Origin of the sequence: Phytobacter ursingii, assembly GCF_001022135.1 — a bacterium.
Lineage (GTDB): Bacteria > Pseudomonadota > Gammaproteobacteria > Enterobacterales > Enterobacteriaceae > Phytobacter > Phytobacter ursingii.
The window spans coordinates 5,405,974-5,430,293 of the sequence record NZ_CP011602.1 but is presented as its reverse complement, the minus strand read 5'-3'; the positions used below and the strand labels follow the sequence as shown (position 1 = coordinate 5,430,293).

The window sequence follows — 24,320 nt, the reverse complement described above, 5'->3', positions numbered from 1 at the left end:
TTCCCCGTTGGCTCAATGGAGCCCAAGGAAATCGACAATCTGTGTGAAATGATTCTCAAAGCCCACAAATGCATGGTTACCGCCCTCTTCTACCGTCTGACGACATGCGTCGTAATACGCCACGGCCTGGCGGTAATCCAGCACTTCGTCCCCAGTCTGTTGCAGCAACCAGATTAAATCCGGCGCGTCCAGCGGGTCGACCTGCATCACTTTGAGCTCGTAAATATGGCGAGACTCTAGCACATATTGCTCCCCGGTGTAGGGGTTCTCGTTGTTACCGAGGAACTCCGCCAGCAATTCAAACGGGCGAACGGCAGGATTCACCACCACCGCTGGCAACGTAAAACACTGAGATAACCAGGTTGCGTAGTAGCCCCCAAGCGACGAACCGACAATACCCAGCGGTTGTCCGCCATGTTGCATCACCAACGATTCCAGCAATTCTGCTGCCTGCGCCGGGTAAGCGGGCAACTGGGGAACGACAACGTCGATATCAGGGTAATATTCAGCCAGCCAATGACGCAGCTGCGTTGCTTTCGCAGAACGCGGCGAGCTGTTAAAACCATGCAAATAAAGAAGCGTGGCCATCAGTATCCTTCTGACGCGGTATCCGGATTGAACCGCGTGCTTTGCAAACGACAGACCTCAGTTTGCAGGCTTCCGTCCGGGTACAGATCCAGCCAGCGCCAGCCAGGCGCGATTGTGTCGAGCGTGAAGTTGGCACAATGCGGTTTAAACTGCACACAGGTTGATGGCGTCGCTAACAGGCGACGGCCATTCCAGTCGAGGTCCAGCTCCTGGTGAATATGTCCACATAGCAGGTAGCGAACATGAGGGAAACGCGCCAGCACGTTATCCAGCTCTGCGGCATTGCGCAGGCTGTGTTGATCCAACCAGCTACATCCTGAAGGCAGCGGGTGATGATGTAACAATAGCAGCGTATGACGCTCAGGGCTGGCACTCAGTTTTTTTTCCAGCCAGTCGAGCTGAAATTCACTCAGTTCACCGTGTGGAACGCCAAACACCTGGCTATCAAGCAGGAGAATTTGCCAGTTATCGCCAGTGATTACCCGTTTGGAGGAGGAAATTCCTGCTTCCTGCAGTGCGGTATACATTGCCGGTTGAAAATCATGATTGCCTGGCAGCCAGACACAAGGCGCGCCAAATCTTGCGATGCCCTCAGCAAAATGCTGATAAGCCGCAGCGGTCTGATCCTGCGCCAAGTCGCCCGTGGCGACAATCAAATCACACTCACGCTGCTGGGCCTGAATGGCATCCAGTACGGCCTGATAGCTTTCCCAGGTATTCACACCTAACAGCGTTTCATGTTTTTCGGCAAACAGGTGAGTGTCAGTAATTTGTAATATCCTGACTCTGGCCCCACCAGCCAGAGGAAGGTTTAACAGGCTTTCCAAATGGTGTCCTTAGGTTTCACTACGCTAACAAACCGGAATCGCCATTGCTCCATGTGCTAAACAGTAACGTAGCCAGTCGGCCAGAAACTGATTAATTTGATGCTTTTCGTCGCGTTGATGCAACTTTTTATTCGGGTAATCATAACGCGCTTTAAAACGAAAGATCTGCTGACTCGAACACACTTCGGCTACCATCGCGTCGTGATACAGGCGCACTGTCATTGACGGCAGGCTCCAGTAACTCACAGCGGGCAGGGTCTGTTCGATTTCCACAAGCGTAGTGTAGCGGGTGGATTCGACAATCGTTAACCGGTATTGCGCATTCGCCACCTGATAGCTCACTGTTTCGCCTGTCTCGTCGTTACGCGGCAGCAGGCGGCGGAGCTGCGCGAAATTGGTCTCGCACAGGCGCATCATTTCAGGGAAGTCAGGTGTATAACGCTTCATTTTTTCCACTCGTTTCGTAAGCTCTCATAATGCAGTTGCAGCCATTGCAGGGCGATGACAGACGCTGCGTTATCGATTTTCCCCTCTTCTACTAACTGATAAGCCCGCTCCCGGCTCACCACATGAACACGAATATCTTCGTTTTCATCCACCAGGCCGTGAATACCTTCGGCCTGCGTGGCATCCACTTCGCCAACCAATAAGGACAAGCGCTCGCTGGTGCCCCCAGGGCTTGCCAGATAGCTCAACATCTTCTTCACGCGCCCCACGTTCAGCCCGGCTTCTTCTACCGCCTCGCGTCGAACGACATCTTCAACAGACTCGCCCTCTTCGATCATGCCTGCGACCATCTCGAGCAACCACGGGCTTTCGCTGGTATCAAACGCGGCAATACGAATCTGTTCGACCAACACCACTTCATCCCTCACTGGGTCAAAGGGTAGCAAGACTGCGGCATGGCCGCGTTCAAAAATTTCACGCCGTACCTCACCGCTCATCTCACCGTTGAATAAACGGTGGCGAAAACGGTAGAGATCGAGCGAAAAAAAACCGCGATAGAGAGTTTCCCGTGCAATAATTTCTACATCGTTTTTTGTGAAAGTCACAGCAGAGGTTTCTGGCTTACTCATGCGGATATCCTGTTATTAATTAATGTTGATTTTGTGGTTTTCAAGCCTGTTTGACTGCCGTTTCAACCGCCATGTGATAGATTGGGGCAAATTTACGTCGGATGGCACTTTACGCCAACCTTCAGCGGTGGCGCTCTCTGTTAGAATCGGCGAATATTTCTGAATTTAGATCAGCGCTATTCATGCTTCACAACAAGGAATGCAAATGAAGAAATTGCTCCCCATTCTTATCGGCCTGAGCCTGACAGGTTTCAGCGCTATGAGCCAGGCAGAAAACCTGTTGCAGGTTTATCAGCAGGCGCGTTTAAGCAACCCCGATCTGCGTAAATCCGCCGCCGATCGTGATGCAGCTTTCGAGAAAATTAACGAAGCGCGCAGCCCGTTACTGCCACAGCTGGGTTTGGGTGCGGATTACACCTACAGCAATGGCTACCGCGACAGCAATGGTGTGAACTCCAACGCCACCAGCGGCTCCCTGCAGCTTACGCAAACCTTGTTTGATATGTCTAAATGGCGTGCGTTGACGTTACAGGAAAAATCCGCGGGCATCCAGGATGTGACGTACCAAACCGACCAGCAAACGCTCATTCTGAATACCGCTACTGCCTATTTTAACGTACTGAGCGCGATTGACTCGCTCTCTTATACCGAAGCGCAGAAACAGGCTATCTACCGTCAGTTGGACCAAACAACCCAGCGTTTTAATGTGGGTCTGGTGGCTATTACTGATGTACAGAACGCCCGTTCACAGTATGACACTGTCCTGGCTAACGAAGTGACCGCCCGTAACAACCTCGACAATGCCGTCGAGTCACTGCGTCAGGTCACCGGTAACTACTATCCGCAACTGGCATCCCTGAATGTTGATGGCTTCAAAACAGACAAACCGCAGGCGGTGAACGCACTGCTGAAAGACGCGGAAAGTCGCAACCTGACGTTGCTGCAGGCACGTCTGAGTCAGGATCTGGCTCGCGAGCAGATTCGCCAGGCGCAAGACGGTCACCTGCCGACGCTGGATTTGACCGCTTCCACCGCAGTATCGAATACGTCTTACAGCGGCTCCCGCACAAACAGCGCCCAGTATGACGACAGCAAAATTGGTCAGAATAAAGTGGGTCTGAGCTTCTCCCTGCCGCTGTATCAGGGCGGGATGGTGAATTCACAGGTGAAACAAGCGCAGTACAACTTTGTTGGCGCAAGCGAGCAACTGGAAAGCGCGCACCGCAGCGTTGTGCAGACTGTCCGTTCCTCCTTCAATAATGTGAATGCCTCCATCAGTAGCATCAACGCGTATAAACAAGCCGTTGTTTCTGCACAAAGCTCTTTGGATGCGATGGAAGCAGGTTACTCCGTGGGTACGCGTACCATTGTGGACGTACTGGACGCAACCACCACGCTGTATAACGCGAAACAGCAGCTCTCCAGCGCGCGTTATAACTACCTGATTAACCAGTTGAATATCAAATCTGCTCTCGGCACCCTGAATGAACAGGATCTGCTGGCGCTGAACAACACGCTGGGTAAACCTGTCTCGACCTCGCCGGAAAATGTCGCCCCGGAAAACCCGGAGCAAGAAGCTCGCGTTGAGAAGATGGCAAACGGACAAGCGTCGCAGGCACAGCCAGCCAGCGTACGCAAAACAACGCGTTAATTCGTTTTTCCCGCATTATCGTTACGGGGGCACTTAGCCCCCGTTTTTACGTAAGGCAACGTAAAGATCCCCCCTGCTGACCCGCACCCTGCTTCATTTTCAGACACTCATCCACTATCCTGACCTTTTATTAATACCTGTGGGTCTCGGAAGACAAATATGAAACGGACAAAGAATATTAATCATGCGATGTTTCGCAAAAGCTGGGGCGCTCGTCACCTGACGCCCGTGGCGCTGGCCGTGACTGCCGTCTTTATGTTGGCAGGGTGCGAACAAAACGATGAAACGGTGAAAATGTATCAGAATGCCGATGACTGCTCTTCGGCAAACCCGGGCAAGAGCGCCGAATGCAAAACCACCTATGACAACGCGCTGAAAGAAGCAGCACGTACCGCGCCGAAATATGCATCACGCGAAGATTGTGTGGCTGAATTTGGCGAAGGCCAGTGTCAACAAGCACCCGCTCAGGCAGGCGTGGCGACGGAAAACCAGGCGCAGGCACAACAGTCTGGCGGCAGCTTCTGGATGCCGCTAATGGCGGGTTACATGATGGGCCGCCTGATGGGTGGCGGCGCGGGTTATGCCCAGCAGCCGCTGTTTAGTTCCAAAAACCCGGCCAGCCCGGCCTATGGCCAGTACACCGATGCCAGCGGCAAAAGCTACGGTGCAGCCCAGCCAGGGCGTAGCGCAACAGTTTCGAAAACCGCGATGGCACCAAAACCGGCAACAACCTCCACCGTCACGCGTGGCGGCTTTGGCGAATCCGTGGCCAAACAGACTTCGATGCAGCGCAGTGCCAGCGGCACCTCAACCCGTTCAATGGGTGGCTAATAACCATGGAAAGAATGACTATTGCCGAACGGCCCGACTGGCGCGAGAAAGCCACCGAGTATGGTTTCAACTTTCACACCATGTATGGCGAACCCTACTGGTGTGAAGACGCCTACTACAAACTGACGCTCGCCCAGGTCGAGAAACTGGAAGAAGTTACCGCCGAGCTCCATCAGATGTGTCTGCAGGTTGTGGACAAGGTTATCGCCAGTGACGAATTGCTGGCGAAATTCCGCATTCCCAGGCACACATGGGGCTTTGTGCGCCAGTCCTGGAAAACCGGACAGCCGTCGCTTTATTCACGCCTGGATCTGGCATGGGATGGCACCGGCGAACCTAAGCTGCTGGAAAATAATGCCGATACACCAACCTCACTGTATGAAGCGGCATTTTTTCAGTGGATTTGGCTGGAAGATCAGATAGCCGCGGGCAACCTGCCGGAAAGCTGCGATCAATTCAACAGCCTGCAGGAAAAACTGATTGAGCGCTTTGCCGCGCTACGCGAGCAATATGGCTTTAACCTGCTGCATTTCGCCTGCTGTCGCGATACCGTTGAAGACCGCGGTACCGTGCAATACCTGCAAGATTGCGCCGCCGAAGCCGATGTGGCCAGCGAGTTTCTCTATATCGAAGATATCGGTCTCGGGGAAAAAGGGCAGTTTACCGATCTGCAGGATCACGTGATCAGTAATCTGTTTAAGCTGTATCCCTGGGAGTATATGCTGCGCGAAGTTTTCTCAACCAAGCTGGAAGATGCGGGCGTGCGCTGGCTGGAACCAGCATGGAAGAGCATCATTTCGAACAAAGCGCTCCTGCCAATGCTGTGGGAAATGTTCCCGAACCATCCGAATCTGTTGCCCGCCTGGTTTGCCGAAGACGCGCATCCGGAAATGGACAAATACGTACTTAAGCCTATCTTCTCTCGCGAAGGGGCGAATGTGTCCATCATCGAAAATGGCAAAACGGTTGAAAAAGTCGAAGGCCCATACGGTGAAGAAGGAATGATCGTCCAGCAGTTCTGTCAGCTACCCAAGTATGGCGACAGCTACATGCTGATTGGCAGTTGGCTTATCAACGATCAACCCGCAGGTATTGGCATTCGTGAAGACCGGGCGTTGATCACTCAGGATCTGTCGCGCTTCTATCCGCATGTCTTTGTTGAGTAACATGCGTCCAGGATCCTCGGATGCACTTACCCGGGGCTCCTGAGTCGTCGCCCGAGGCAACGCCGCATTCGGGAATATACCGGGTACGCATACTGTACGCTTACCCGGCTACAAAGCCTTAGCCTATCTGCACCGACAACATACTGAGGCTGCCCATTTCAAGACCGTCTACCGGAATCGAGATACTCTCCACCCCATCCCACGCCCCCAGGACATAGAGCAGCGGCAGGAAATGGTCCGGTGTCGGATTAGAAAGCGAACCGCCTTCATGTTCCATATAATTAACCAGCGGATGCTGCTCGGTCGGCCCTTTCCACGTCAGGTTATCCTTCACAAATTCGTTGAAAGCGGTCGCCCACGGATAAGGCGAGTTATCGCCATGCCAGCGTGCCGTGCGCAGGTTATGCACCACGTTACCGCTCGCCACCAGCATAATGCCTTCATCGCGCAGTGCTGCCAGCTTACGCCCCACTTCCATATGCCATGCCGCCGGTTTGGTACTGTCTATACTCAACTGCACCATCGGGATATCGGCCTTCGGATACATTTTGATCAGCACGCCCCAGGAACCGTGGTCAAAACCCCATGCTTCTTTATCCAGAGTAACCGGCACGGGTGATAACAGTTCAACCAAATGCCGGGCCAGCGCAGGCGAACCCGGAGCCGGGTAATGGGTGTCGTACAGCGCCTGAGGGAAACCGCCAAAGTCATGAATTGTCTGCGGTGCTTCCATCGCCGTTACCCCGGTACCACGCGTAAACCAGTGCGCTGAGACGACCACAATAGCTTTAGGACGCGGCAGTGTTTCGCCAAGCTGAGCCCAGGCGCGGGTATAAACGTTATCTTCCAGAACATTCATCGGGCTGCCGTGGCCCAAAAACAGTGCTGGCATGCGAGGTGCAGACATGATGATATCCTTACTGAGTGTGTCATATTTGATGAACACACATTACGCTTATTCCCCGGGTGATGAACTCAGATAAGCGTGATGAAGATATTCAGAATTTTTGAATGTAAGGATTGCGTAAAGGTGATGCGGCGGCCTCGCTTTGGAATCCATTAATATTTAACATTAATGAGAGGCATTATCATAAGGAGAGATACATGTCAGCACCACTGATTCTGACGTTACTTGCCGGCGCTGCCACCTTTATCGGCGCCTTTCTGGGGGTTCTTGGCCAGAAACCGTCAAACCGTGTACTGGCATTCTCGCTGGGATTTGCCGCTGGCATCATGCTGCTTATCTCCCTTATGGAGATGTTGCCAGCCGCACTGGCAACTGAGGGCATGTCACCCATGCTGGGCTATGGTATGTTCGTCATTGGCCTGTTGGGCTATTTTGCTCTTGACCGTCTGCTTCCCCATGCACATCCACAGGATTTAATGCAGAGTGCGCATTCACCGCACCCTGTCCCTCGCAAAATTCAACGTACGGCGATCTTATTAACGCTGGGTATCAGCCTGCATAACTTTCCGGAGGGCATCGCCACCTTTGTGACAGCCAGTAACGACCTTGAACTGGGTTTCGGTATTGCACTGGCGGTAGCCTTGCACAATATTCCAGAAGGTCTTGCGGTTGCCGGCCCGGTTTATGCGGCAACCGGTTCAAAGCGCACGGCAATTTTTTGGGCGGGGATTTCCGGGCTTGCGGAAATTCTTGGTGGGGTTCTGGCCTGGCTGATTCTGGGAAGTCTGGTCTCCCCGATGGTGATGGCGGCGGTCATGGCGGCGGTTGCCGGAATTATGGTCGCGCTCTCTGTCGATGAACTGATGCCGCTGGCAAAAGAGATCGACCCCAACAACAACCCAAGCTATGGCGTGCTTTGTGGGATGTCAGTGATGGGTCTTAGCCTGGTCGCGCTGCAAACGATGGGATTTGGTTAATACATGCAGGCGTTGCTCGCGCCTATTGGGCAACGCCGCTTCCGGAAGCCACCTCAGGTTCCACCTGCTCTTGCTCCTTTGCTTGCATCGACTGGATTATCTTTAACGCGCGCTGGTATCCTTCTTGTTGTGCATCACGATCCTGGCGAAATGCCCTGCAATTACGTCGCAAACACATGATATGTGCGAACATCACGAGCACAACGACCAAAAAACCGCACCAGTAAATCAGCATATCCCTTCCTTATCCCGCTGGTTAGCGAGCCATTACGTCATGGATACCACTTTATAAGTAGCAAGCCGATGTCGCCATTAGCGAGATCAACAAAGCGGAGAAATGAGCTATTTTCAGCAAGGGACTAACAGGGAAATAAAAAAATCCGAAGCAGGCGGTCCGGCTTCGGATTCTTTGCAAAGCATGGATATCGCTTAGCTTGCTTTACGCTCATGCTCCAGACGATAGGCCACCAGATCTTCAATGGTGACAACGGCCATGTTGTGCTCGCGTGCAAACTTGATACATTCCGGCGCGCGCGCCATGGAGCCATCATCGTTCGTCAGTTCACACAGCACACCAGCCGGTTTGAACCCAGCCAGGGAGACAAGATCGATCGTCGCTTCGGTATGGCCACCACGAGTCAACACACCGCCCTGCTGCGCACGCAGCGGGAAAACGTGGCCCGGACGATTCAGGTCAGAAGGTTTAGCGCCATCAGCAATGGCAGCACGCACGGTGGTAACACGGTCAGCCGCAGAAACCCCGGTAGTAACCCCTGTAGCGGCTTCGATGGTAACGGTAAAGCCGGTACCGTAAGCGCTGGTGTTGTTTTCAACCATCATCGGCAGATCAAGTTGTTTACGACGATCTTCGGTGATGCACAGACAAACAATACCGCTACCGTGACGGATGGTCAGCGCCATCTGCTCAACGGTCATGGTTTCAGCAGCAAAAATCATGTCGCCTTCATTCTCGCGATCTTCATCGTCGAGAACCATCACACCGCGACCTTCGCGCAGTGCGGTTAAAGCATTTTCAATACGTTCGAATGGCGTGCCAAAAGAAGAAAGCAGCGTCTGATTCATGGTAAAAGACCTCAATAAAGTTATGGTTACCAGAATCAGGGCAGTCTTAGGAGTATAAAAAAATAACGCGAGCGGGCCTCCAGGCCCAACTGAATCGTTACTCTCTCCCATCCGGACTCTAACCGTCGGCCCCGGAATTACACCGGATCTGCTGACCTTCCGGTTTTCACCAGAAGCGCTCGCGGGCTTTCAGCGTAGGCTGATTTACCGCCGGTGGGGAATTTCGCCCCGCCCTGAGAATAAGCGGGATAACTATAACGCTATTGATTACCTTCGGCAACGCGTAACCTTCAAACAAATCTGGTTTATCGTTATGGCATATCACACTACAATAATTGTCAGAACCTATCCGAACAGGGAACTTACAAATGATTGACCCGAAAAAAATTGAACAGATTGCGCGTCAGGTCCACGAATCGATGCCAAAAGGGATCCGCGAGTTCGGGGAAGATGTTGAGAAAAAAATCCGCCAGTCCCTGCAGGCACAGTTGACCCGTCTTGACCTGGTCAGCCGCGAAGAGTTTGACGTACAGACGCAGGTACTGTTGCGCACGCGTGAAAAACTGGCGCTGCTTGAGCAACGTCTTAACGAACTGGAAAACCGCAATGCCTCAGCAGAGGTGAAGCCGGCTCCGGCGATCCCTCCGGTTGATTCGCCGGAGACGGGCGCATAAGCCCACGCCGGCATCCCCTGAGTCTTTTCCCGCTAAGGGGGTAATCAATAAAGTGTCCTTGATTACCCCTACAATATTCCAGTAGTCCCTCTGCCTTTTTGTTACTCCCCCATTCGTGATATTATTGCCTTCGATAGTCAAAGCGTTATTTGCCTTTATTAAAAATAATAACCCAAGGAGAATATATGGATATTTTTCCTGAATACTACTCACCTTACTTTTTCGCCCTCACATTTGTGGCGCTTATAGGTATCGTGGAAATTGTCTCGCTGTTCTTTGGGAATGTTATTTCTGGCGTCATTGATTCACATTTGGGTCATTATGATGGGGTCGCTTCCGGCCATTTGAATCAATTTTTCCATTACCTTAATTTTGGTCGCGTTCCCGCGCTGGTTGTTCTTTGCCTTATCGCCGGTTGCTTCGGATTGACTGGCATTTTTTTTCAGCAGCTGAGCGTCACACTGCTACAAACCCCGCTTCCCAACGTAGCCCTTATCCCTTTTTGCCTTATTTTTTCAGGTATTAGCACGCACTATACCGGTAAGCTTTTGGGGCGCTGGCTACCGGGCGATGAAACCAGCGCAATCACAGAAGATGATTTTATTGGTGCCATGGCCATTATCACGGGTCACAGCGCGGCACCTCAGCGTCCCTGCGAAGGAAAATTTAAAGATAAATTTGGACAGGTACATTATTTACTTCTGGAACCCGAAGAGGGAAAAACCTTTAAACGCGGTGATAAGGTTCTCATTATTTGTCGGTTGTCCGCCAGCCGTTATTTGGCGGAGTTGAATCCCTGGCCAAATGAATTGTAAAAACAAAAGGAAATATTATGGAAAATCTATTGAGTCTATTTCCCTCATGGATGAGTTATGCTCTGGCAGTCGTTTTTATCCTGTTGGTCATTGGGGTTATTTTTGCCCGATTATATCGCCGGGCCTCGGCTGAGCAAGCGTTTGTACGAACCGGTTTAGGCGGACAGAAAGTGGTAATGAGCGGCGGCGCGATTGTGATGCCCATATTCCACGAAATAATTCCGATTAACATGAATACCCTCAAGCTAGAAGTAAGCCGTTCTACGGTAGACAGCCTGATCACTAAAGACCGTATGCGCGTTGATGTCGTTGTTGCCTTTTTCGTCCGTGTAAAACCGTCGATTGAGGGGATTGCCACTGCCGCACAGACGTTGGGTCAGCGTACATTGTCGCCAGAGGATCTCCGTGTGTTAATTGAAGATAAATTCGTTGATGCCCTGCGTGCTACAGCCTCCCAGATGACCATGCATGAGTTACAGGACACCCGCGAAAACTTCGTTCAGGGCGTACAAAACACCGTGGCGGAAGATCTTTCAAAAAACGGTCTGGAGCTGGAGAGCGTTTCGTTAACCAACTTCAACCAGACGGAAAAGGTGCATTTCAACCCGAATAACGCCTTTGATGCCGAAGGTCTCACCAAGCTGACGCAGGAAACTGAGCGCCGTCGTCGTGAACGTAACGAAGTCGAGCAGGATGTGGAAGTCGCAGTCCGTGAGAAGAACCGCGATGCCCTGGCGCGCAAACTTGAGATTGAGCAGCAAGAGGCGTTTATGACGCTTGAGCAGGAGCAGCAGGTGAAAACCCGCACCGCCGAGCAGAATGCCAAAATCGCCGCCTTCGAAGCAGAGCGTCATCGTGAAGCCGAGCAAACACGTATCCTTGCGGAACGGCAAATTCAGGAAAGTGAAATCGAGCGTGAGCAGGCGGTACGCTCCAGAAAAGTTGAGGCTGAGCGTGAAGTTCGCATTAAAGAGATCGAACAGCAGCAGGTGACGGAGATTGCCAACCAGACGAAATCCATCGCCATTGCGGCGAAGTCAGAACTACAGTCACAGGCGGAAGCAAAGGCCAATGACGCACTGGCGCAAGCCGTTCGTGCTCAGCAAAACGTAGAAACCACGCGCCAGACTGCCGAAGCCGATCGTGCCAAACAGGTTGCGCTGATTGCCGCCGCTCAGGACGCGGAAACCAAAGCGGTTGAGCTGACAGTACGCGCCAAAGCCGAAAAAGAAGCGGCAGAATTGCAGGCCGCAGCCATCGTAGAACTGGCGGAAGCCACGCGCAAAAAAGGGCTGGCGGAAGCCGAAGCGCAGCGCGCGCTAAACGATGCGATTAACGTACTTTCCAACGAACAAACCAGCCTCAAATTTAAACTGGCGCTTCTGCAAGCACTGCCTGCGGTTATCGAAAAATCCGTTGAGCCGATGAAGTCTATCGACGGAATCAAGATCATTCAGGTGGATGGGCTGAATCGTGGCGGAGCGGCTGGCGAAGTGAGCGCGGGAACAGCCAGCGGCGGAAACCTTGCGGAACAAGCGCTCTCTGCCGCCCTTGCCTACCGAACCCAGGCACCGTTGATTGATTCGCTGCTTAATGAGATTGGCATTTCCGGTGGCTCGCTGGCCGCCATGACAACGCCGTTAAATGCATCATCAGCGGTCGGGCCAAATGAAGAAATCGCGGTCACAGCGGTAAAAGAAGAGACGGTAAAAGAGGAATAGTTTCTTCCCACCTTATGTCACCCCTCCCTGGCCTGTAAAGCCGGGGATTTTTTTATTCTGAACGCGCCGTTTCAGTGCGTAACGTTCGGAACAGGGCCATTTTGCGTGAACGATCCAGTAATAAAACATCCGAGGGGAAAAGCCCTTGTCCCTGTAGAAGCACTCACCAACAATCGCTGGGTTAGCAAGGGGCTGAAACGGGAAAGCCCCTTCCGAGGAAGGGGCTTTAATAAGGAAAGGGTTATGATGAAGCACGTCATCATACTGATTGTTCTGTTAACGATAAGTTTCCACGCTTACTAACAGTCAATCAGAGGGGGGAGAAACCCCCTCTCACCCTTGTTCCTTTAATTTAGGTCGAAAAAGCAGCACCGTCAACAGCGAGGAGAGCCTCATAACGAGGTGTTCGATGCATCTCCCGCATTGCTTACTTCTCGCTGTCTTTCTGGATTTTCCTGATGATATTGGTGGTCGAACAGCCATCTTCAAAGTTGAGCACCAGCACTTCGCCGCCGTTGGCCCACACTTCTTCACTGCCGGCAATCTCTTCCGGCTTGTAGTCCCCGCCTTTCACCAGCTTATCCGGCAGAACGGAGGCAATCAGACGCTGCGGCGTATCTTCTTCAAACGGCACCACCCAGTCCACGGCTTCCAGCGCGCTCAGAACGATCATACGTTGCTCAAGTGGGTTTACCGGGCGTGAATCCCCTTTCAGACGTTTAGTGGATGCATCGCTGTTCACTGCGACAATCAGACGATCGCCGAGCTTACGGGCATTCGCCAGATACGACACATGGCCCGCATGCAGGATGTCGAACACGCCGTTGGTCATCACCACTTTTTCGCCACGTTTGCGTGCTGCAGCGACGGCATCGCGCAGTTCTTCTTCGGTCATCACGCCAAAACCCGTCTCCGAGCGTCCGCGCACTGCGTTTTCCAGTTCGATAGGTGAAACGGTAGAGGTCCCGAGTTTACCCACCACCACGCCCGCAGCCGCGTTCGCGAAGAAGCACGCTTCTTCCAGCGAATTACCTGCGGCAAGGGTAGCCGCCAGTACGCCAATCACCGTGTCACCCGCGCCGGTCACGTCATACACTTCCTGCGCCTGCGTCGGCATATGCAGTGGCGCTTTGCCCGGCTGCAGCAACGTCATTCCCTGCTCAGAACGGGTAACCAGCAGCGCGGTCAGGTCGAAATCGGCAATCAACTTCATACCGCGTTCCACAATCTCGTCTTCGTCTTTGCATTTGCCAACCACGGCTTCAAATTCGGAGAGATTCGGCGTCAACAGGGTCGCGCCACGGTAGCGTTCAAAATCGGTCCCTTTCGGGTCGATCAGTACCGGCACGCCCGCACCGCGCGCCAGCGCGATCATCGTCTGAATGCTCGTTAGCGCCCCTTTGGCATAATCGGACAGCACCAGCGCACCGATGCTGCTCAGCGCCTGATTAATACGCTCATGCAGCGGCTCAGGATCCACGCCATCAAAGCCTTCTTCGAAATCGAGGCGAATCAGTTGCTGATTACGCGACAGTACGCGTAGCTTGGTGATGGTGGGATGAGTTGGAACAGAAACGAAGTCGCATTTCACGTTGACGTCCGCCAGCGCCTTGCTCAGTGCACGCGCCGCATCGTCAATACCGGTCAACCCGACCAGACGCGCGCCCGCGCCCAGGGAAGCGATGTTCATTGCCACGTTAGCCGCGCCACCCGGACGCTCCTCAATGGTTTCGACCTTCACCACTGGCACCGGCGCTTCCGGTGAAATACGGCTGGTTGGACCGTACCAGTAGCGGTCCAGCATCACATCGCCTACGACCAGCACTCCCGCTTGATTAAACTCTGGCAGCGTTACTTTCATTCCTGTCTCCTGAGAGATACAAAATTTGCGCGCGATAATAGCACACTTACGCGTCCTCGCACGGCTCCACCAACCACTTGTTCCAGCAGGCTCGCACCATCGCGCGCTCAGCGACAAAACATGCATCCGGTACATGACCCGGCAATTCCTGCAACGCCAGGTGGTGCAGTTCATCACGCAATGTTGTATAGGCGGCGGTAAGCGCCTGCGCTTCCTGCTCTTCCATAATGCCGTTTTGCGCCAGGCCTTCCAGAATGCGGACATTGTCCGACCAGCGCGTCAGTTTCGGTTTTGTATGGGCATAACGCAGCACCAGATACTGGGTGATAAATTCGATATCAGTGATACCGCCCTCATCGGCTTTGATATCAAAGCGATCTTTGTGCTTATTGCTCAAGTGGGCGCGCATTTTTTCGCGCATCTCGCGCACCTCGGTTTGTAACGTCGCGCCGTCACGCACGGTCATGGTGATATCGCGACGGATGGCATCAAATTGCGCGTTTAATTGCGGATCGCCATAGACCACGCGGGCGCGTACCAGCGCCTGGTGTTCCCACGTCCAGGCCTCAGTGCGCTGATAATCGGCAAAGGATTCGGTTGACGTTACCAGCATTCCTGCCGCGCCGGACGGGCGCAAGCGTGCATCCACTTCATACAGAATGCCGGACGAAGTGCGCGTACTGAACAGATGCATCACGCGCTGGGCAAGGCGCAGGTAAAACTGACGGCCATCGATTTCGCGCTCGCCATCCGTCATCACATCTACCGGACAGTCATGAAGGAAAATCAGATCCAGATCGGAGCTATACCCCAGTTCCCAGCCGCCCAGTTTGCCGTAACCAACCACCGCAAACCCACGACCTTCACGATCGCGTAAGTGTTTCGGTTGCCCGTAACGCGAAACCATCAGGTTCCACGCCTGCTGCACCACGGCTTCGATGATGGCTTCGGCAAGCCAGGTTAAGTGATCGCTCACTTTCATCACGGGGAGTGTGCCAGCGAGGTCTGCTGCCGCCACACGCAACAATTGCGCCTGTTTAAACTGGCGTAACGCCTCCAGTTGCTGCTCTTCATCATCATCCGGCACACGCAGCAGATACTGACGTAGTTCATCCCGGTAGGCATTCATCGCCGTGGGCTGATAAAGCGTATTCGGGTCGAGCAACTCATCCAGCAATAGCGGATAGCGCGCCAGCTTGCTCGCCACCATTGGCGAAGCGGCACAAAGTGAAATCAGATGCTTACGTGCACCGGGATATTCGCTGAGCAGTTCGAGGTACGTCGTGCGCGTGACAATTCCCGTTAACAGCGGCGTCAAGCGTGACAGCGGCACAGGGGCGTCCTCGCGAGAGCATACATCGCTCAACAGATGCGGCATCAGGTGATCGAGCACCTGGCGACCGCGCGGGCCAATGGTGCGCTTATCCATCTCTTTGCGAAAATCAGCAATCATCGCCACCACACGGCGGCGATCATCGTCAGAAAGATGCGCCAGTACGGGCGTGCTGTCATCTTCCTGGAACGCATCCTGCCACAACTCCCCCCATTGCCCCGAGAGCGCATCCCCCTGCTCTTCGGCTTCATCATCGCCAATCAGGGTGTTGAATATGCCTCGTACGGCGGACATTTGTTTTTCCAGCTCAGCGGTCAGCGTTTCCCAGTCGGGCACACGCATTCCCCAGGCCAGACGCGCCCGATTGAGTTCATCTGACGGTAGCGTCTGCGTTTGCTCGTCATTAATGCTTTGCAACAGGTTTTCCAGGCGGCGCAGATACAAATAGGCCTGGCGCAGCGCCGGTGCGTCGCCTGTCGGCAACAAGCCCAGCTTATCGATAGCCTCCAGCGTCGGTAACAGTGAGCGGGACTGCAGCGAGGGCTCACGCCCGCCGCGTATTAACTGGAACACCTGAACGATAAATTCAATCTCACGGATACCGCCCGCCCCCAGCTTGATATTATCTTTCAGGCCACGGCGACGCACTTCACGGGCAATCATCCCTTTCATATTGCGCAGAGACTGAATAACGCTGAAATCGATATAGCGACGGAAAACGAACGGCCGCAGCATCGCCCGCAATTCACCGGCGTACGCATCGTCCTTATCGCCCATAATGCGCGCTTTCACCATCGCATAACGTTCCCAGTCGCGCCCCTGCTCCTGATAATAATCTTCCAGCGCGGCAAAACTCAGTACCAGCGGGCCGCTGTCGCCAAACGGGCGCAAGCGCATGTCCACGCGATAGACAAAGCCATCCTGCGTCGGCTGGTCGAGCACTTTGATCAGGCGCTGTCCCAGACGAGTAAAGAACTGGGCGTTATCGAGCTCGCGTCGCCCGCCGCGCGTTGAGCCGTTTTCCGGCCAGGCGAAAATCAGATCGATATCGGATGAAAAGTTAAGCTCCCCGCCGCCCAGCTTGCCCATGCCGAGGATCAGCAACGGCTGCGGTTCCCCCTGCTGATTGCACGGCGTTCCCCACTCGCGGCAGCAGGCATCATAGAGCCAGTCACGTGCAGCGACGATCAGGGTCTCCGCCAGTACGCTTAATTGCTGCAACGTCTCCTCTTCGGCCACCAGCGCCAGCGACTGCGCCCAGGCAATGCGCACCATCATTTGACGCCGGAACAGACGCAGCGCACGCATTAATGATGCCTCATCTGCCACGCTCTGCAGCGATTCGCGAAGCGTTTGCGCATACTGCTTCCACTCGTCCGCCTGCGGCGGCGCACTTTCCAGCTTGGCCAGCCAGTCAGGATGCGCGGCAAGGCTATCCTGCACGAAATCGCTGAAAGTAAGCACTAACTGAGCTTGTTCACTAAGCGGTGTTTCGCTGAACGACTCAGGCAAGCGGGCCTGTACAGTTTGCCAGTGCAGCTGGAGCTGAGAAGAGTGCGGCATCATCGATGGGTATCCTTGACCGGGTTAGCGTTGTCCACTGTGCAGCCAGAAGGGCTGCTGACAGATTGCTTCGTTACGGAAATGTTCGATCTCAATACGCTGGCGCGTCTCAATGGCGTGGAGCAATCCTTGCCAGTTTTCCAGCCAGGCATTGGCCTGTACCGCGTCGTAATAGCCGGCAAGTAACAGCACACTGTCTATTTCTCGTGCCAGACGCGGCAACTGATCGCGATAACTGTCGCCCAGCGGATGCGCGAACGTACTTTTGAGTTCAGCGGCACAGCGGGACAAATGGGTATCGGCAAAACGCTTGAAAGAGTCGGCAAATTTCGCCTGCGCTTTGTCATCCAGGAAGGTGCGCCAGCCCTGGGAAACCAGCCATTCTGTCAGCAGCAGTTTCGCCGTTGCCGCCTCTGCGCTCCATGCGGCCGTCGCTGCAGAGACATCTGATGTCAGCGTCGCTTCCGCCTGGGTCAGCAAATCGCGCAGGCGAGCACTCGCTTTGCGCGGCACGATGCCGCCGAACAACATGAGAGTATGACGAATGAGCGTTATCGCAGACTGGACATCTGCTTTTGCCCGGTTATCGCCGCGAACCCACAGTTCCTCATGGTACTGCCATTGCGAAAGCCCCAGCTCCAGCGCGGCGGTAAAAGCCTGCTCCGTGGTGGCTTTCGCTTGAACGTTGAGTATCGGCGTCGGGCGACGATGACGTTCGGCATTCCCTTGCGCCAGATGATAGCCGCGCGCCGCCTTACTCAGGCTTCCCTGGCGCAGCCCTGAAAGCGTCACGAGCTGACGGGCCAGTTTGAGGATATCCGCCGGGTCGCCGCTGAGCAGCTCAAGCTCAAGCTCACAGATCGGCTCAGCCAGCTCGCCGGCTTTAACATCGCCCAGGTCCAGCCCAATCTCAATACGGCTTTCCCCGGCATTAACCAGCCATTTCTCCCGGTAGAAATCGGTACTGAATAGCGGCTGTGCCTGCGTCTGAAGATCTTCTGGCAGCACGCCGTCGGGCCAGACTTCCTGCGGGAAGCGAGCCAGGTCCAACTCCGGTTTATCCAGCGCAATATTATATTCAGGGCGTTGATGTAACCCGCCGACCACGCGTCCGGCGATTTTCATCGTCATTTCGTACTGACCATCAAAGCCGCGTATACGCAGGCCCATATCATGACGACGCAGCCAGTTATCCGCCGTTTCGTAATAGATGTTGAGTAACTGAGTGGGCGCTACGCGATCGTCGGTGAGCGAATGAAGATGGTTACGGAGCGTTTCAACGCTGTCGGGATGTACGGAAAATTTTAATTCGATTTCCTGAGCCATGGCTTTGCACTTATGGTTATGTCACATCAGTGAAAATTTCGGCGAACTAACGCGCCCGATGTTTGTCAGTAGATAGTATTTTGTGTCAGATTGCCATGCAATGCGCGATCTGATGGGTGTAAAAGTTCACTTATGCGCTTTGTTCGACCCGGATGATTCCGATTGATGCCGCCTGCCAGCTATCGTCAGACTGTTGGCACTGTTTTTATTCACGCTTAAAGATAATAACGACGCCTGATGCTTAAATTACGCCTGATTGGAATAACCTTATTTGCGCTTAGCGTTTCCACATTGGCTCACGCCGAAGAAAAACGTTACGTCTCTGATGAATTGAACACCTGGGTTCGCAGTGGCCCGGGAGATAACTATCGCCTCGTGGGTACCGTAAACGCCGGCGAGGAAGTGGAACTGCTGCAAACCAATGAAGCGTCTAACTACGCTCAGGTTCGCGACAGCAGTGGCCGTACGGCCTGGATCCCGCTAAAAGAGCTCAATACTCAGCCCAGCCTGCGCACACGCGTGCCAGAACTTGAAAATCAGGTGAAAACCCTCACCGATAAGCTCAACAATATCGATAATACCTGGAACCAGCGCACGGCAGATATGCAGCAAAAAGTGGCCGGTAGCGATGGGGTCATTAACAGCCTGAAAGAAGAAAACCAGAAGCTTAAAAACGAGCTGATCGTGGCGCAGAAGAAAGTGAATGCCGCTAACCTCCAGCTCGACGACAAACAGCGCACCATCATTATGCAGTGGTTTATGTATGGCGGTGGCGTATTGGGTGCGGGACTGTTCCTCGGTCTGGTACTGCCGCATTTAATCCCGCGTCGTAAAAGCAAAGATCGCTGGATGAACTAAGCTGATTAGCCATCTTCTCTACACTTACGTATTATCTGTCGGCAAAAATAGAACCTGTCTTGATTCCGATAAGTCAGGTTTATGCAAAGTCACAGATGTGAGGAGTCAGGCGGCGTGAAGAGTTATCTGGTCGGTGGTGCAGTTCGCGATGCGTTGCTGGGCCTGTCGGTCAAAGACAAAGATTGGGTGGTGGTTGGCGCCACGCCAGCAGAGATGCTTGACGCGGGTTACCAGCAGGTAGGCCGCGATTTTCCCGTGTTTCTCCATCCACAAAGTCACGAAGAGTACGCGCTTGCCCGCACCGAACGAAAATCCGGTTTCGGTTATACCGGATTTTCCTGCTATGCCGCGCCGGATGTGACGCTTGAGCAAGATCTGCTGCGCCGCGACCTGACCGTCAATGCGCTGGCGCAAGATGATGATGGCAACATTATCGATCCCTACGGCGGTCAGAGCGATCTGCACCACCGTTTGCTGCGCCATGTTTCCCCCGCATTTGCCGAAGATCCGTTGCGCGTTCTGCGCGTGGCGCGTTTTGCCGCCCGCTATGCGCATTTAAGTTTTCGCATTGCCGACGAAACCATGGCGCTCATGCGCGAGATGACCGCCGCCGGTGAGCTGACGCATCTTACCCCGGAACGCGTCTGGAAAGAGACGGAGAACGCCCTCAAGACCCGTAATCCGCAGGTCTTTTTCCAGGTGTTGCGTGACTGCGGGGCGCTAAAAGTATTATTCCCGGAAGTGGACGCGCTGTTTGGTGTGCCCGCGCCGGCAAAATGGCATCCTGAAATAGATACCGGGCTCCATACCCTGATGACCGTGACCATGGCCGCCATGCTCAGCCCTGAGGTTGATGTGCGTTTTGCGACCCTGTGCCACGATCTGGGCAAAGGGTTGACGCCGCCAGAATTGTGGCCACGCCATCACGGGCATGGTCCGGCGGGCGTCAGGCTGGTCGAGGGCGTCTGTCAGCGTTTGCGCGTTCCGAATGATATCCGCGATTTGGCAAGGCTGGTGGCAGAATTCCATGACCTGATCCATACCTTCCCGATCCTGCAACCAAAGACCATTATAAAATTGTTCGATTCGATTGACGCCTGGCGCAAACCACAGCGGGTTGAGCAAATCGCCCTGACCAGCGAGGCCGACGTTCGCGGACGCGCGGGGTTTGAGGCGTGCGATTATCCGCAGGGACGCTTACTGCGTGAGGCCTGGAGCATCGCAAAAGCGGTCTCCAGCAAAGCGGTCGTTGAGGCAGGTTTCAAAGGCATTGAAGTGCGAGAAGAGTTAACCCGTCGTCGCATTCAGGCCGTGGCCGACTGGAAAGCACAACGCTGCCCTCAGCCAAAAGACTGAGGGCGAAGGTATACGCTAGATAAAGATGAAGTAAACCGCGGCGGCGACGATAAAGCGATAGATCGCGAAAGGGATAAACGAGATACGCTTGATCAATTCCAGGAAGGTTTTGATCGCAATAAGGGCGACGATAAAAGCCATCACAAAGCCGACGGCAAACATCGGGATGTCGCCCACGGTCAAAAATTTCAGGCTCTTATACAAATCCAGTACTGTGGCTCCCATCATCATTGGCACCGCCAACAGGAACGAGAACTCCGAAGCCGCATAACGGCTTACGCCCATGAGCATACCGCCTGAAATTGTCGCGCCAGAACGGGAGAACCCCGGCCAGAGCGCCAGGCACTGGAAGCAGCCAATCATAAATGCCTGACGCAAGGTGATATCGTCCACCCCTTCTGCGCGCGGCACTTTCGGTTTGAGGCATTCAGCCGCTATCAGCAGCACCCCGCCCACCACCAGCGCATACATCACGTTAATGGGGGTAAAGAGAGATTTAATAGCGTCGTGAAAAACCAGCCCCAGAACAACGGCAGGCAACATGCCCAGCAGGATATGAATGAGTGTCAGGCGACCCGTGCCTGTGCCTTCATGCGGGGGACGGCCAAAGTGAATACCAATCAAGCCAAACAGGCGACGCCAGAACATCACCACCACAGCCAAAATCGATCCTAACTGAATCACTACTTCAAAGGTTTTTGCGGTTTCTCCCTCAAAACCCAGCAAGTGCCCCACAAGAATCATGTGGCCTGTACTGGAAACCGGTAAAAACTCCGTCAGTCCTTCGACAACACCCAATATTGCTGCCACCAGCAGCGAGTGCATATCGCTCATCAAATAAACCCCTAAACAGACATAAAAAACGGCTTACCACTGGGGAAGCCGCGTATGGCCATGATGTATGACCAGAAGACTAGCGCTTGGTTTAACAATTATGAATTTAAATAATTTTTTTCAGATTATTGCCACGCTCAATGATTACGCCAACATTGGCAGCCCGGGCGACGGCGCCTGGTTTACACAATTTGATACGCACCCACGGAGAGTTAAAACGAGCCAGCAGTAACTCTGCAACCTCTTCGGCGACACGTTCTACCAGGGCAAAACGACTTCCTTCGACGTGCGCAATGACGGTCTCTGCAATGTCCGCATAGCTCAGACAATCATTCACATCGTCACTCTTCGCTGCCTGACGGTTATCCCATGCCATTTCGATATCGAACACCAGCTTTTGTTCAATCGTCTGCTCCCAGTCATACACACCGATGGTGGTGATTACCGAAAGTTGCTCTATAAATACAATGTCCATCACGCCCCACCTGCTTTTTGGCTAACCTGGATACCACTTTCCATAATTTATGCGTATTATCCACTGATGCAGATAATAAAACGACATTTTCACAATGGAACAGCGTTATGAGTGCAATCGCGCCTGGAATGATCATCCTCGCGTATCTTTGCGGCTCAATATCCAGCGCCATTCTGGTCTGCCGCATCGCTGGTCTGCCTGACCCACGTGAGAGTGGTTCGGGCAACCCAGGGGCGACCAACGTATTACGAATTGGCGGCAAAGGAGCAGCCGTAACGGTACTGATTTTTGATGTGCTAAAAGGCATGCTGCCGGTCTGGGGAGCCTATGCGCTTGGCATTACCCCCTTCTGGCTAGGGCTTATTGCTATCGCCGCCTGCCTTGGGCATATCTGGCCTGTTTTTTTCCATTTCCAGGGTGGCAAGGGCGTTGCTACCGCCTTCGGCGCGATTGCGCCTATTGGCTGGGACTTAACCGGCGTGATGGCGGGAACCTGGCTACTGACCGTCCTGCTTAGCGGCTACTCTTCGTTAGGCGCGATTGTCAGCGCCCTGATTGCGCCATTCTATGTCTGGTGGTTTAAACCCCAGTTTACCTTTCCGGTCGCCATGCTCTCCTGCCTGATCCTGATACGTCACCACGACAATATTCAGCGGTTGTGGCGTCGTCAGGAGACAAAAATCTGGCACAAACTGAAAAAGAAAAAAGAGACCGATAAGTCAGAGTAAGTTAGCCATGCCACTGGCAATGATCGGATATCTTCCGGACGGTTTTCTACCTGAAAGGGCAGTGCATCTAATACCGTAATACCTTGAATAAACATTAAAAAAGGGCAACATCACGCTGCCCTTCATTGATTACGCCTGCTGCGCGGCGGGAAGTTCCGCCAACGGCCAGCGTGGGCGCACAGTCACGCCAAGTCCGGCAACGCCGCCGGCTTTCAGGCGCACCATCCCGGCGTAGGCAATCATTGCGCCATTATCGGTACAAAATTCCGGACGTGCATAGAACACTTCGCCACGGCGCTTTTTCATCATTTCAGCCAGTTTTGCGCGAAGCGTACGGTTTGCGCTAACGCCTCCCGCCATGACCAGACGGGTAAATCCGGTTTGGTCCAGCGCACGTTTACATTTGATCATCAGCGTATCAACCACGGCGTCTTCAAAGGCACGCGCGATATCGGCACGCGTTTGCTCATCCGGCTCATTTTCACGAATGGTATTTGCCGCGAAGGTTTTCAGACCAGAGAAGCTGAAATCAAGACCGGGTCTGTCCGTCATAGGACGCGGGAAAACGAAACGCCCTTCCGTACCCTGTGACGCCAGTTTCGATAACATAGGGCCGCCAGGGTAATCAAGACCGAGCAATTTGGCCGTTTTATCAAACGCCTCGCCGGCGGCGTCATCAATAGATTCGCCGAGCAACTGGTACTCGCCAATCCCCGTCACGCTAATCAGTTGAGTGTGGCCGCCGGAGACCAGCAGCGCCACAAACGGGTATTGCGGCGGATTATCTTCCAGCATCGGCGCCAGCAGGTGGCCTTCCATATGGTGAACCGGAATAGCCGGAACATCCCAGGCAAATGCCAGCGCCCGGCCGACCGTTGCGCCAACCAGCAGCGCGCCAACAAGACCAGGACCGGCGGTATAGGCAACCGCATCGATATCTTTTGCCATCAGCCCCGCCTCTTTCAGCGCCGCCTGAATCAACGGTACGGTTTTACGTACATGATCGCGGGAGGCCAGTTCAGGTACGACGCCGCCATAGTCGGCATGCAGTTTTACCTGACTATACAACTGGTTGGCTAACAGGCCGTTCTTATCGTCATAAATAGCGATGCCGGTTTCATCGCAGGATGTTTCAATTCCCAGTACACGCATGGCTGTTTTTTTACCTCGCTTCAATGCCGCGCAGTGTAGGATCAATGCCCCTTGTTGTAAACTTTACTCACCCCCTTGAAGGACTTCGTGTATACTCCCCACCCTTACAAAAGTCCCTTTCAAAAAAGGCAGCGGTGCTTTACAAAGCAGCAACTGTTGAAGTAAAATTCCGCACCATTTTGAAATAAGCTGGCGTTGACGCCAGCGGCAAACCGAATTTATCAAAGGTGAGAGGCACATGCCGGTAATTAAAGTACGTGAAAACGAGCCGTTCGACGTAGCACTGCGTCGCTTCAAGCGTTCCTGCGAAAAAGCAGGTGTTCTGGCGGAAGTTCGTCGTCGTGAGTTCTATGAAAAACCGACTACCGAACGTAAGCGCGCTAAAGCTTCTGCTGTGAAACGTCACGCGAAGAAACTGGCTCGCGAAAACGCACGCCGCACTCGTCTGTACTAAGTTTTTTGAGAGTTTAGCTCTCAATTTCAGACCGAGTTGTAGTTGTAAGGCCGTGCTTCCGAAA

25 protein-coding genes and 1 riboswitch are annotated in these 24,320 nt (G+C 53.7%); of the genes, 12 read left to right on the top strand and 13 right to left on the bottom strand.

The window, feature by feature from the left end:
* Positions 1–12: 12 nt before the first annotated feature.
* Genes yqiA through nudF form a run of 4 tightly spaced genes read right to left on the bottom strand, consistent with a single transcriptional unit; the run spans position 13 to position 2,491 of the window.
* Positions 13–588 (bottom strand): esterase YqiA, encoded by a 576-nt coding sequence (gene yqiA, locus AB182_RS29205; protein ID WP_047373091.1) that lies wholly within the window; start codon positions 586–588, stop codon positions 13–15.
* On the bottom strand, positions 588–1,415 hold the full coding sequence (gene cpdA, locus AB182_RS29200; RefSeq protein ID WP_047373090.1) for a 3',5'-cyclic-AMP phosphodiesterase: 828 nt from the start codon (positions 1,413–1,415) through the stop codon (positions 588–590). The genes yqiA and cpdA overlap by 1 nt, the downstream gene beginning before the upstream one ends.
* A gap of 24 nt (positions 1,416–1,439) precedes the next feature.
* Positions 1,440–1,862: a DUF1249 family protein gene (locus AB182_RS29195; RefSeq protein ID WP_047373089.1), complete on the bottom strand. Its 423-nt coding sequence runs from the start codon at positions 1,860–1,862 to the stop codon at positions 1,440–1,442.
* Positions 1,859–2,491: an ADP-ribose diphosphatase gene (gene nudF / locus AB182_RS29190; RefSeq protein ID WP_047373088.1), complete on the bottom strand. Its 633-nt coding sequence runs from the start codon at positions 2,489–2,491 to the stop codon at positions 1,859–1,861. Before nudF ends, AB182_RS29195 begins: the two co-directional genes overlap by 4 nt.
* 205 nt (positions 2,492–2,696) lie before the next feature.
* Here nudF and tolC point away from each other — a divergent pair, with 205 nt between their 5' ends.
* From tolC to AB182_RS29175, 3 genes are all read left to right on the top strand, one after another.
* The gene (gene tolC, locus AB182_RS29185; RefSeq protein WP_047373087.1) at positions 2,697–4,142 is read left to right on the top strand and encodes an outer membrane channel protein TolC; all 1,446 of its coding nucleotides are present in this window, start codon (positions 2,697–2,699) and stop codon (positions 4,140–4,142) included.
* A 159-nt stretch (positions 4,143–4,301) separates the two neighbouring features.
* Complete coding sequence (locus tag AB182_RS29180; RefSeq protein ID WP_047373086.1) at positions 4,302–4,973, top strand: DUF1190 family protein; 672 nt, start codon at positions 4,302–4,304, stop codon at positions 4,971–4,973.
* Between the two features lie 5 nt (positions 4,974–4,978).
* The gene (locus AB182_RS29175; RefSeq protein WP_047373085.1) at positions 4,979–6,139 is read left to right on the top strand and encodes a glutathionylspermidine synthase family protein; all 1,161 of its coding nucleotides are present in this window, start codon (positions 4,979–4,981) and stop codon (positions 6,137–6,139) included.
* 118 nt (positions 6,140–6,257) lie between these two features.
* Here AB182_RS29175 and ygiD read toward each other — a convergent pair whose 3' ends face one another.
* Positions 6,258–7,046, bottom strand: coding sequence for a 4,5-DOPA-extradiol-dioxygenase (ygiD, locus tag AB182_RS29170; protein WP_047373084.1), 789 nt, complete (start codon positions 7,044–7,046; stop codon positions 6,258–6,260).
* A gap of 197 nt (positions 7,047–7,243) precedes the next feature.
* Between ygiD and zupT the strand changes: the two genes are divergently transcribed.
* Positions 7,244–8,023, top strand: a complete 780-nt coding sequence (zupT, locus tag AB182_RS29165) for a zinc transporter ZupT (protein WP_047373083.1) — start codon at positions 7,244–7,246, stop codon at positions 8,021–8,023.
* Positions 8,024–8,045: 22 nt separating this feature from the next.
* Here zupT and AB182_RS29160 read toward each other — a convergent pair whose 3' ends face one another.
* Together AB182_RS29160 and ribB are read right to left on the bottom strand one after the other, a co-directional pair.
* On the bottom strand, positions 8,046–8,258 hold the full coding sequence (locus tag AB182_RS29160) for a hypothetical protein (protein WP_047373082.1): 213 nt from the start codon (positions 8,256–8,258) through the stop codon (positions 8,046–8,048).
* Between the two features lie 194 nt (positions 8,259–8,452).
* Positions 8,453–9,106: a 3,4-dihydroxy-2-butanone-4-phosphate synthase gene (gene ribB / locus AB182_RS29155; protein ID WP_047373081.1), complete on the bottom strand. Its 654-nt coding sequence runs from the start codon at positions 9,104–9,106 to the stop codon at positions 8,453–8,455.
* A gap of 95 nt (positions 9,107–9,201) precedes the next feature.
* Positions 9,202–9,351, bottom strand: a riboswitch (FMN riboswitch).
* Between the two features lie 123 nt (positions 9,352–9,474).
* On the opposite strand from ribB, the gene ubiK reads away from it, so the two are divergent.
* From ubiK to AB182_RS33420, 4 genes are all read left to right on the top strand, one after another.
* Complete coding sequence (gene ubiK / locus AB182_RS29150) at positions 9,475–9,780, top strand: ubiquinone biosynthesis accessory factor UbiK (protein WP_047373080.1); 306 nt, start codon at positions 9,475–9,477, stop codon at positions 9,778–9,780.
* 185 nt (positions 9,781–9,965) lie between these two features.
* Positions 9,966–10,595, top strand: coding sequence for an OB-fold-containig protein (locus AB182_RS29145; RefSeq protein ID WP_047373079.1), 630 nt, complete (start codon positions 9,966–9,968; stop codon positions 10,593–10,595).
* A gap of 17 nt (positions 10,596–10,612) precedes the next feature.
* Positions 10,613–12,316 (top strand): flotillin family protein, encoded by a 1,704-nt coding sequence (locus tag AB182_RS29140; RefSeq protein WP_047373078.1) that lies wholly within the window; start codon positions 10,613–10,615, stop codon positions 12,314–12,316.
* Between the two features lie 243 nt (positions 12,317–12,559).
* A complete protein-coding gene (locus AB182_RS33420; protein ID WP_223883644.1) occupies positions 12,560–12,619 on the top strand; it encodes a type I toxin-antitoxin system Ibs family toxin in 60 nt (19 codons plus the stop codon).
* 124 nt (positions 12,620–12,743) lie between these two features.
* Here the strand turns inward: AB182_RS33420 and hldE are convergent, their stop codons facing one another.
* From hldE to AB182_RS29125, 3 genes are read right to left on the bottom strand one after another with little or no spacing between them, the layout of a single operon-like run.
* Entirely contained in the window at positions 12,744–14,177 is a 1,434-nt protein-coding gene (gene hldE, locus AB182_RS29135; RefSeq protein ID WP_047373077.1) for a bifunctional D-glycero-beta-D-manno-heptose-7-phosphate kinase/D-glycero-beta-D-manno-heptose 1-phosphate adenylyltransferase HldE, read from the bottom strand.
* A gap of 46 nt (positions 14,178–14,223) precedes the next feature.
* Positions 14,224–17,076 (bottom strand): bifunctional [glutamate--ammonia ligase]-adenylyl-L-tyrosine phosphorylase/[glutamate--ammonia-ligase] adenylyltransferase, encoded by a 2,853-nt coding sequence (gene glnE, locus AB182_RS29130; RefSeq protein WP_120785439.1) that lies wholly within the window; start codon positions 17,074–17,076, stop codon positions 14,224–14,226.
* 21 nt (positions 17,077–17,097) lie between these two features.
* Positions 17,098–18,399, bottom strand: a complete 1,302-nt coding sequence (locus AB182_RS29125) for a CYTH domain-containing protein (protein ID WP_047373076.1) — start codon at positions 18,397–18,399, stop codon at positions 17,098–17,100.
* Between the two features lie 237 nt (positions 18,400–18,636).
* Between AB182_RS29125 and AB182_RS29120 the strand changes: the two genes are divergently transcribed.
* Together AB182_RS29120 and AB182_RS29115 are read left to right on the top strand one after the other, a co-directional pair.
* Positions 18,637–19,257 (top strand): TIGR04211 family SH3 domain-containing protein, encoded by a 621-nt coding sequence (locus AB182_RS29120; RefSeq protein WP_047373075.1) that lies wholly within the window; start codon positions 18,637–18,639, stop codon positions 19,255–19,257.
* A 114-nt stretch (positions 19,258–19,371) separates the two neighbouring features.
* A complete protein-coding gene (locus AB182_RS29115) occupies positions 19,372–20,613 on the top strand; it encodes a multifunctional CCA addition/repair protein (protein WP_047373074.1) in 1,242 nt (413 codons plus the stop codon).
* 15 nt (positions 20,614–20,628) lie between these two features.
* Here AB182_RS29115 and bacA read toward each other — a convergent pair whose 3' ends face one another.
* Both bacA and folB read right to left on the bottom strand, forming a co-directional pair.
* A complete protein-coding gene (gene bacA, locus AB182_RS29110) occupies positions 20,629–21,447 on the bottom strand; it encodes an undecaprenyl-diphosphate phosphatase (RefSeq protein ID WP_047373073.1) in 819 nt (272 codons plus the stop codon).
* A gap of 106 nt (positions 21,448–21,553) precedes the next feature.
* On the bottom strand, positions 21,554–21,922 hold the full coding sequence (folB, locus tag AB182_RS29105; protein WP_047373072.1) for a bifunctional dihydroneopterin aldolase/7,8-dihydroneopterin epimerase: 369 nt from the start codon (positions 21,920–21,922) through the stop codon (positions 21,554–21,556).
* Between the two features lie 107 nt (positions 21,923–22,029).
* Here folB and plsY point away from each other — a divergent pair, with 107 nt between their 5' ends.
* Positions 22,030–22,650 carry a glycerol-3-phosphate 1-O-acyltransferase PlsY gene (gene plsY, locus AB182_RS29100; protein WP_047373071.1) on the top strand — a complete coding sequence of 207 codons (621 nt, stop codon included), beginning with the start codon at positions 22,030–22,032 and terminating at the stop codon, positions 22,648–22,650.
* 129 nt (positions 22,651–22,779) lie between these two features.
* On the opposite strand, the gene tsaD is transcribed toward plsY, so the two are convergent.
* Positions 22,780–23,802, bottom strand: a complete 1,023-nt coding sequence (gene tsaD / locus AB182_RS29095; protein WP_047373070.1) for a tRNA (adenosine(37)-N6)-threonylcarbamoyltransferase complex transferase subunit TsaD — start codon at positions 23,800–23,802, stop codon at positions 22,780–22,782.
* A gap of 238 nt (positions 23,803–24,040) precedes the next feature.
* On the opposite strand from tsaD, the gene rpsU reads away from it, so the two are divergent.
* Positions 24,041–24,256, top strand: coding sequence for a 30S ribosomal protein S21 (rpsU, locus tag AB182_RS29090; protein WP_001144069.1), 216 nt, complete (start codon positions 24,041–24,043; stop codon positions 24,254–24,256).
* Positions 24,257–24,320: the final 64 nt, after the last annotated feature.

Bases quoted from the DNA above. Each gene is read 5' to 3' on its own strand.
- yqiA (WP_047373091.1), bottom strand. From the start codon at position 588: ATGGCCACGCTTCTTTATTTGCATGGTTTTAACAGCTCGCCGCGTTCT.
- AB182_RS29195 (WP_047373089.1), bottom strand. From the start codon at position 1,862: ATGAAGCGTTATACACCTGACTTCCCTGAAATGATGCGCCTGTGCGAG.
- nudF (WP_047373088.1), bottom strand. From the start codon at position 2,491: ATGAGTAAGCCAGAAACCTCTGCTGTGACTTTCACAAAAAACGATGTA.
- tolC (WP_047373087.1), top strand. From the start codon at position 2,697: ATGAAGAAATTGCTCCCCATTCTTATCGGCCTGAGCCTGACAGGTTTC.
- AB182_RS29180 (WP_047373086.1), top strand. From the start codon at position 4,302: ATGAAACGGACAAAGAATATTAATCATGCGATGTTTCGCAAAAGCTGG.
- AB182_RS29175 (WP_047373085.1), top strand. From the start codon at position 4,979: ATGGAAAGAATGACTATTGCCGAACGGCCCGACTGGCGCGAGAAAGCC.
- ygiD (WP_047373084.1), bottom strand. From the start codon at position 7,046: ATGTCTGCACCTCGCATGCCAGCACTGTTTTTGGGCCACGGCAGCCCG.
- zupT (WP_047373083.1), top strand. From the start codon at position 7,244: ATGTCAGCACCACTGATTCTGACGTTACTTGCCGGCGCTGCCACCTTT.
- AB182_RS29160 (WP_047373082.1), bottom strand. From the start codon at position 8,258: ATGCTGATTTACTGGTGCGGTTTTTTGGTCGTTGTGCTCGTGATGTTC.
- ribB (WP_047373081.1), bottom strand. From the start codon at position 9,106: ATGAATCAGACGCTGCTTTCTTCTTTTGGCACGCCATTCGAACGTATT.
- ubiK (WP_047373080.1), top strand. From the start codon at position 9,475: ATGATTGACCCGAAAAAAATTGAACAGATTGCGCGTCAGGTCCACGAA.
- AB182_RS29145 (WP_047373079.1), top strand. From the start codon at position 9,966: ATGGATATTTTTCCTGAATACTACTCACCTTACTTTTTCGCCCTCACA.
- AB182_RS29140 (WP_047373078.1), top strand. From the start codon at position 10,613: ATGGAAAATCTATTGAGTCTATTTCCCTCATGGATGAGTTATGCTCTG.
- hldE (WP_047373077.1), bottom strand. From the start codon at position 14,177: ATGAAAGTAACGCTGCCAGAGTTTAATCAAGCGGGAGTGCTGGTCGTA.
- glnE (WP_120785439.1), bottom strand. From the start codon at position 17,076: ATGATGCCGCACTCTTCTCAGCTCCAGCTGCACTGGCAAACTGTACAG.
- AB182_RS29125 (WP_047373076.1), bottom strand. From the start codon at position 18,399: ATGGCTCAGGAAATCGAATTAAAATTTTCCGTACATCCCGACAGCGTT.
- AB182_RS29120 (WP_047373075.1), top strand. From the start codon at position 18,637: ATGCTTAAATTACGCCTGATTGGAATAACCTTATTTGCGCTTAGCGTT.
- bacA (WP_047373073.1), bottom strand. From the start codon at position 21,447: ATGAGCGATATGCACTCGCTGCTGGTGGCAGCAATATTGGGTGTTGTC.
- folB (WP_047373072.1), bottom strand. From the start codon at position 21,922: ATGGACATTGTATTTATAGAGCAACTTTCGGTAATCACCACCATCGGT.
- plsY (WP_047373071.1), top strand. From the start codon at position 22,030: ATGAGTGCAATCGCGCCTGGAATGATCATCCTCGCGTATCTTTGCGGC.
- tsaD (WP_047373070.1), bottom strand. From the start codon at position 23,802: ATGCGTGTACTGGGAATTGAAACATCCTGCGATGAAACCGGCATCGCT.
- rpsU (WP_001144069.1), top strand. From the start codon at position 24,041: ATGCCGGTAATTAAAGTACGTGAAAACGAGCCGTTCGACGTAGCACTG.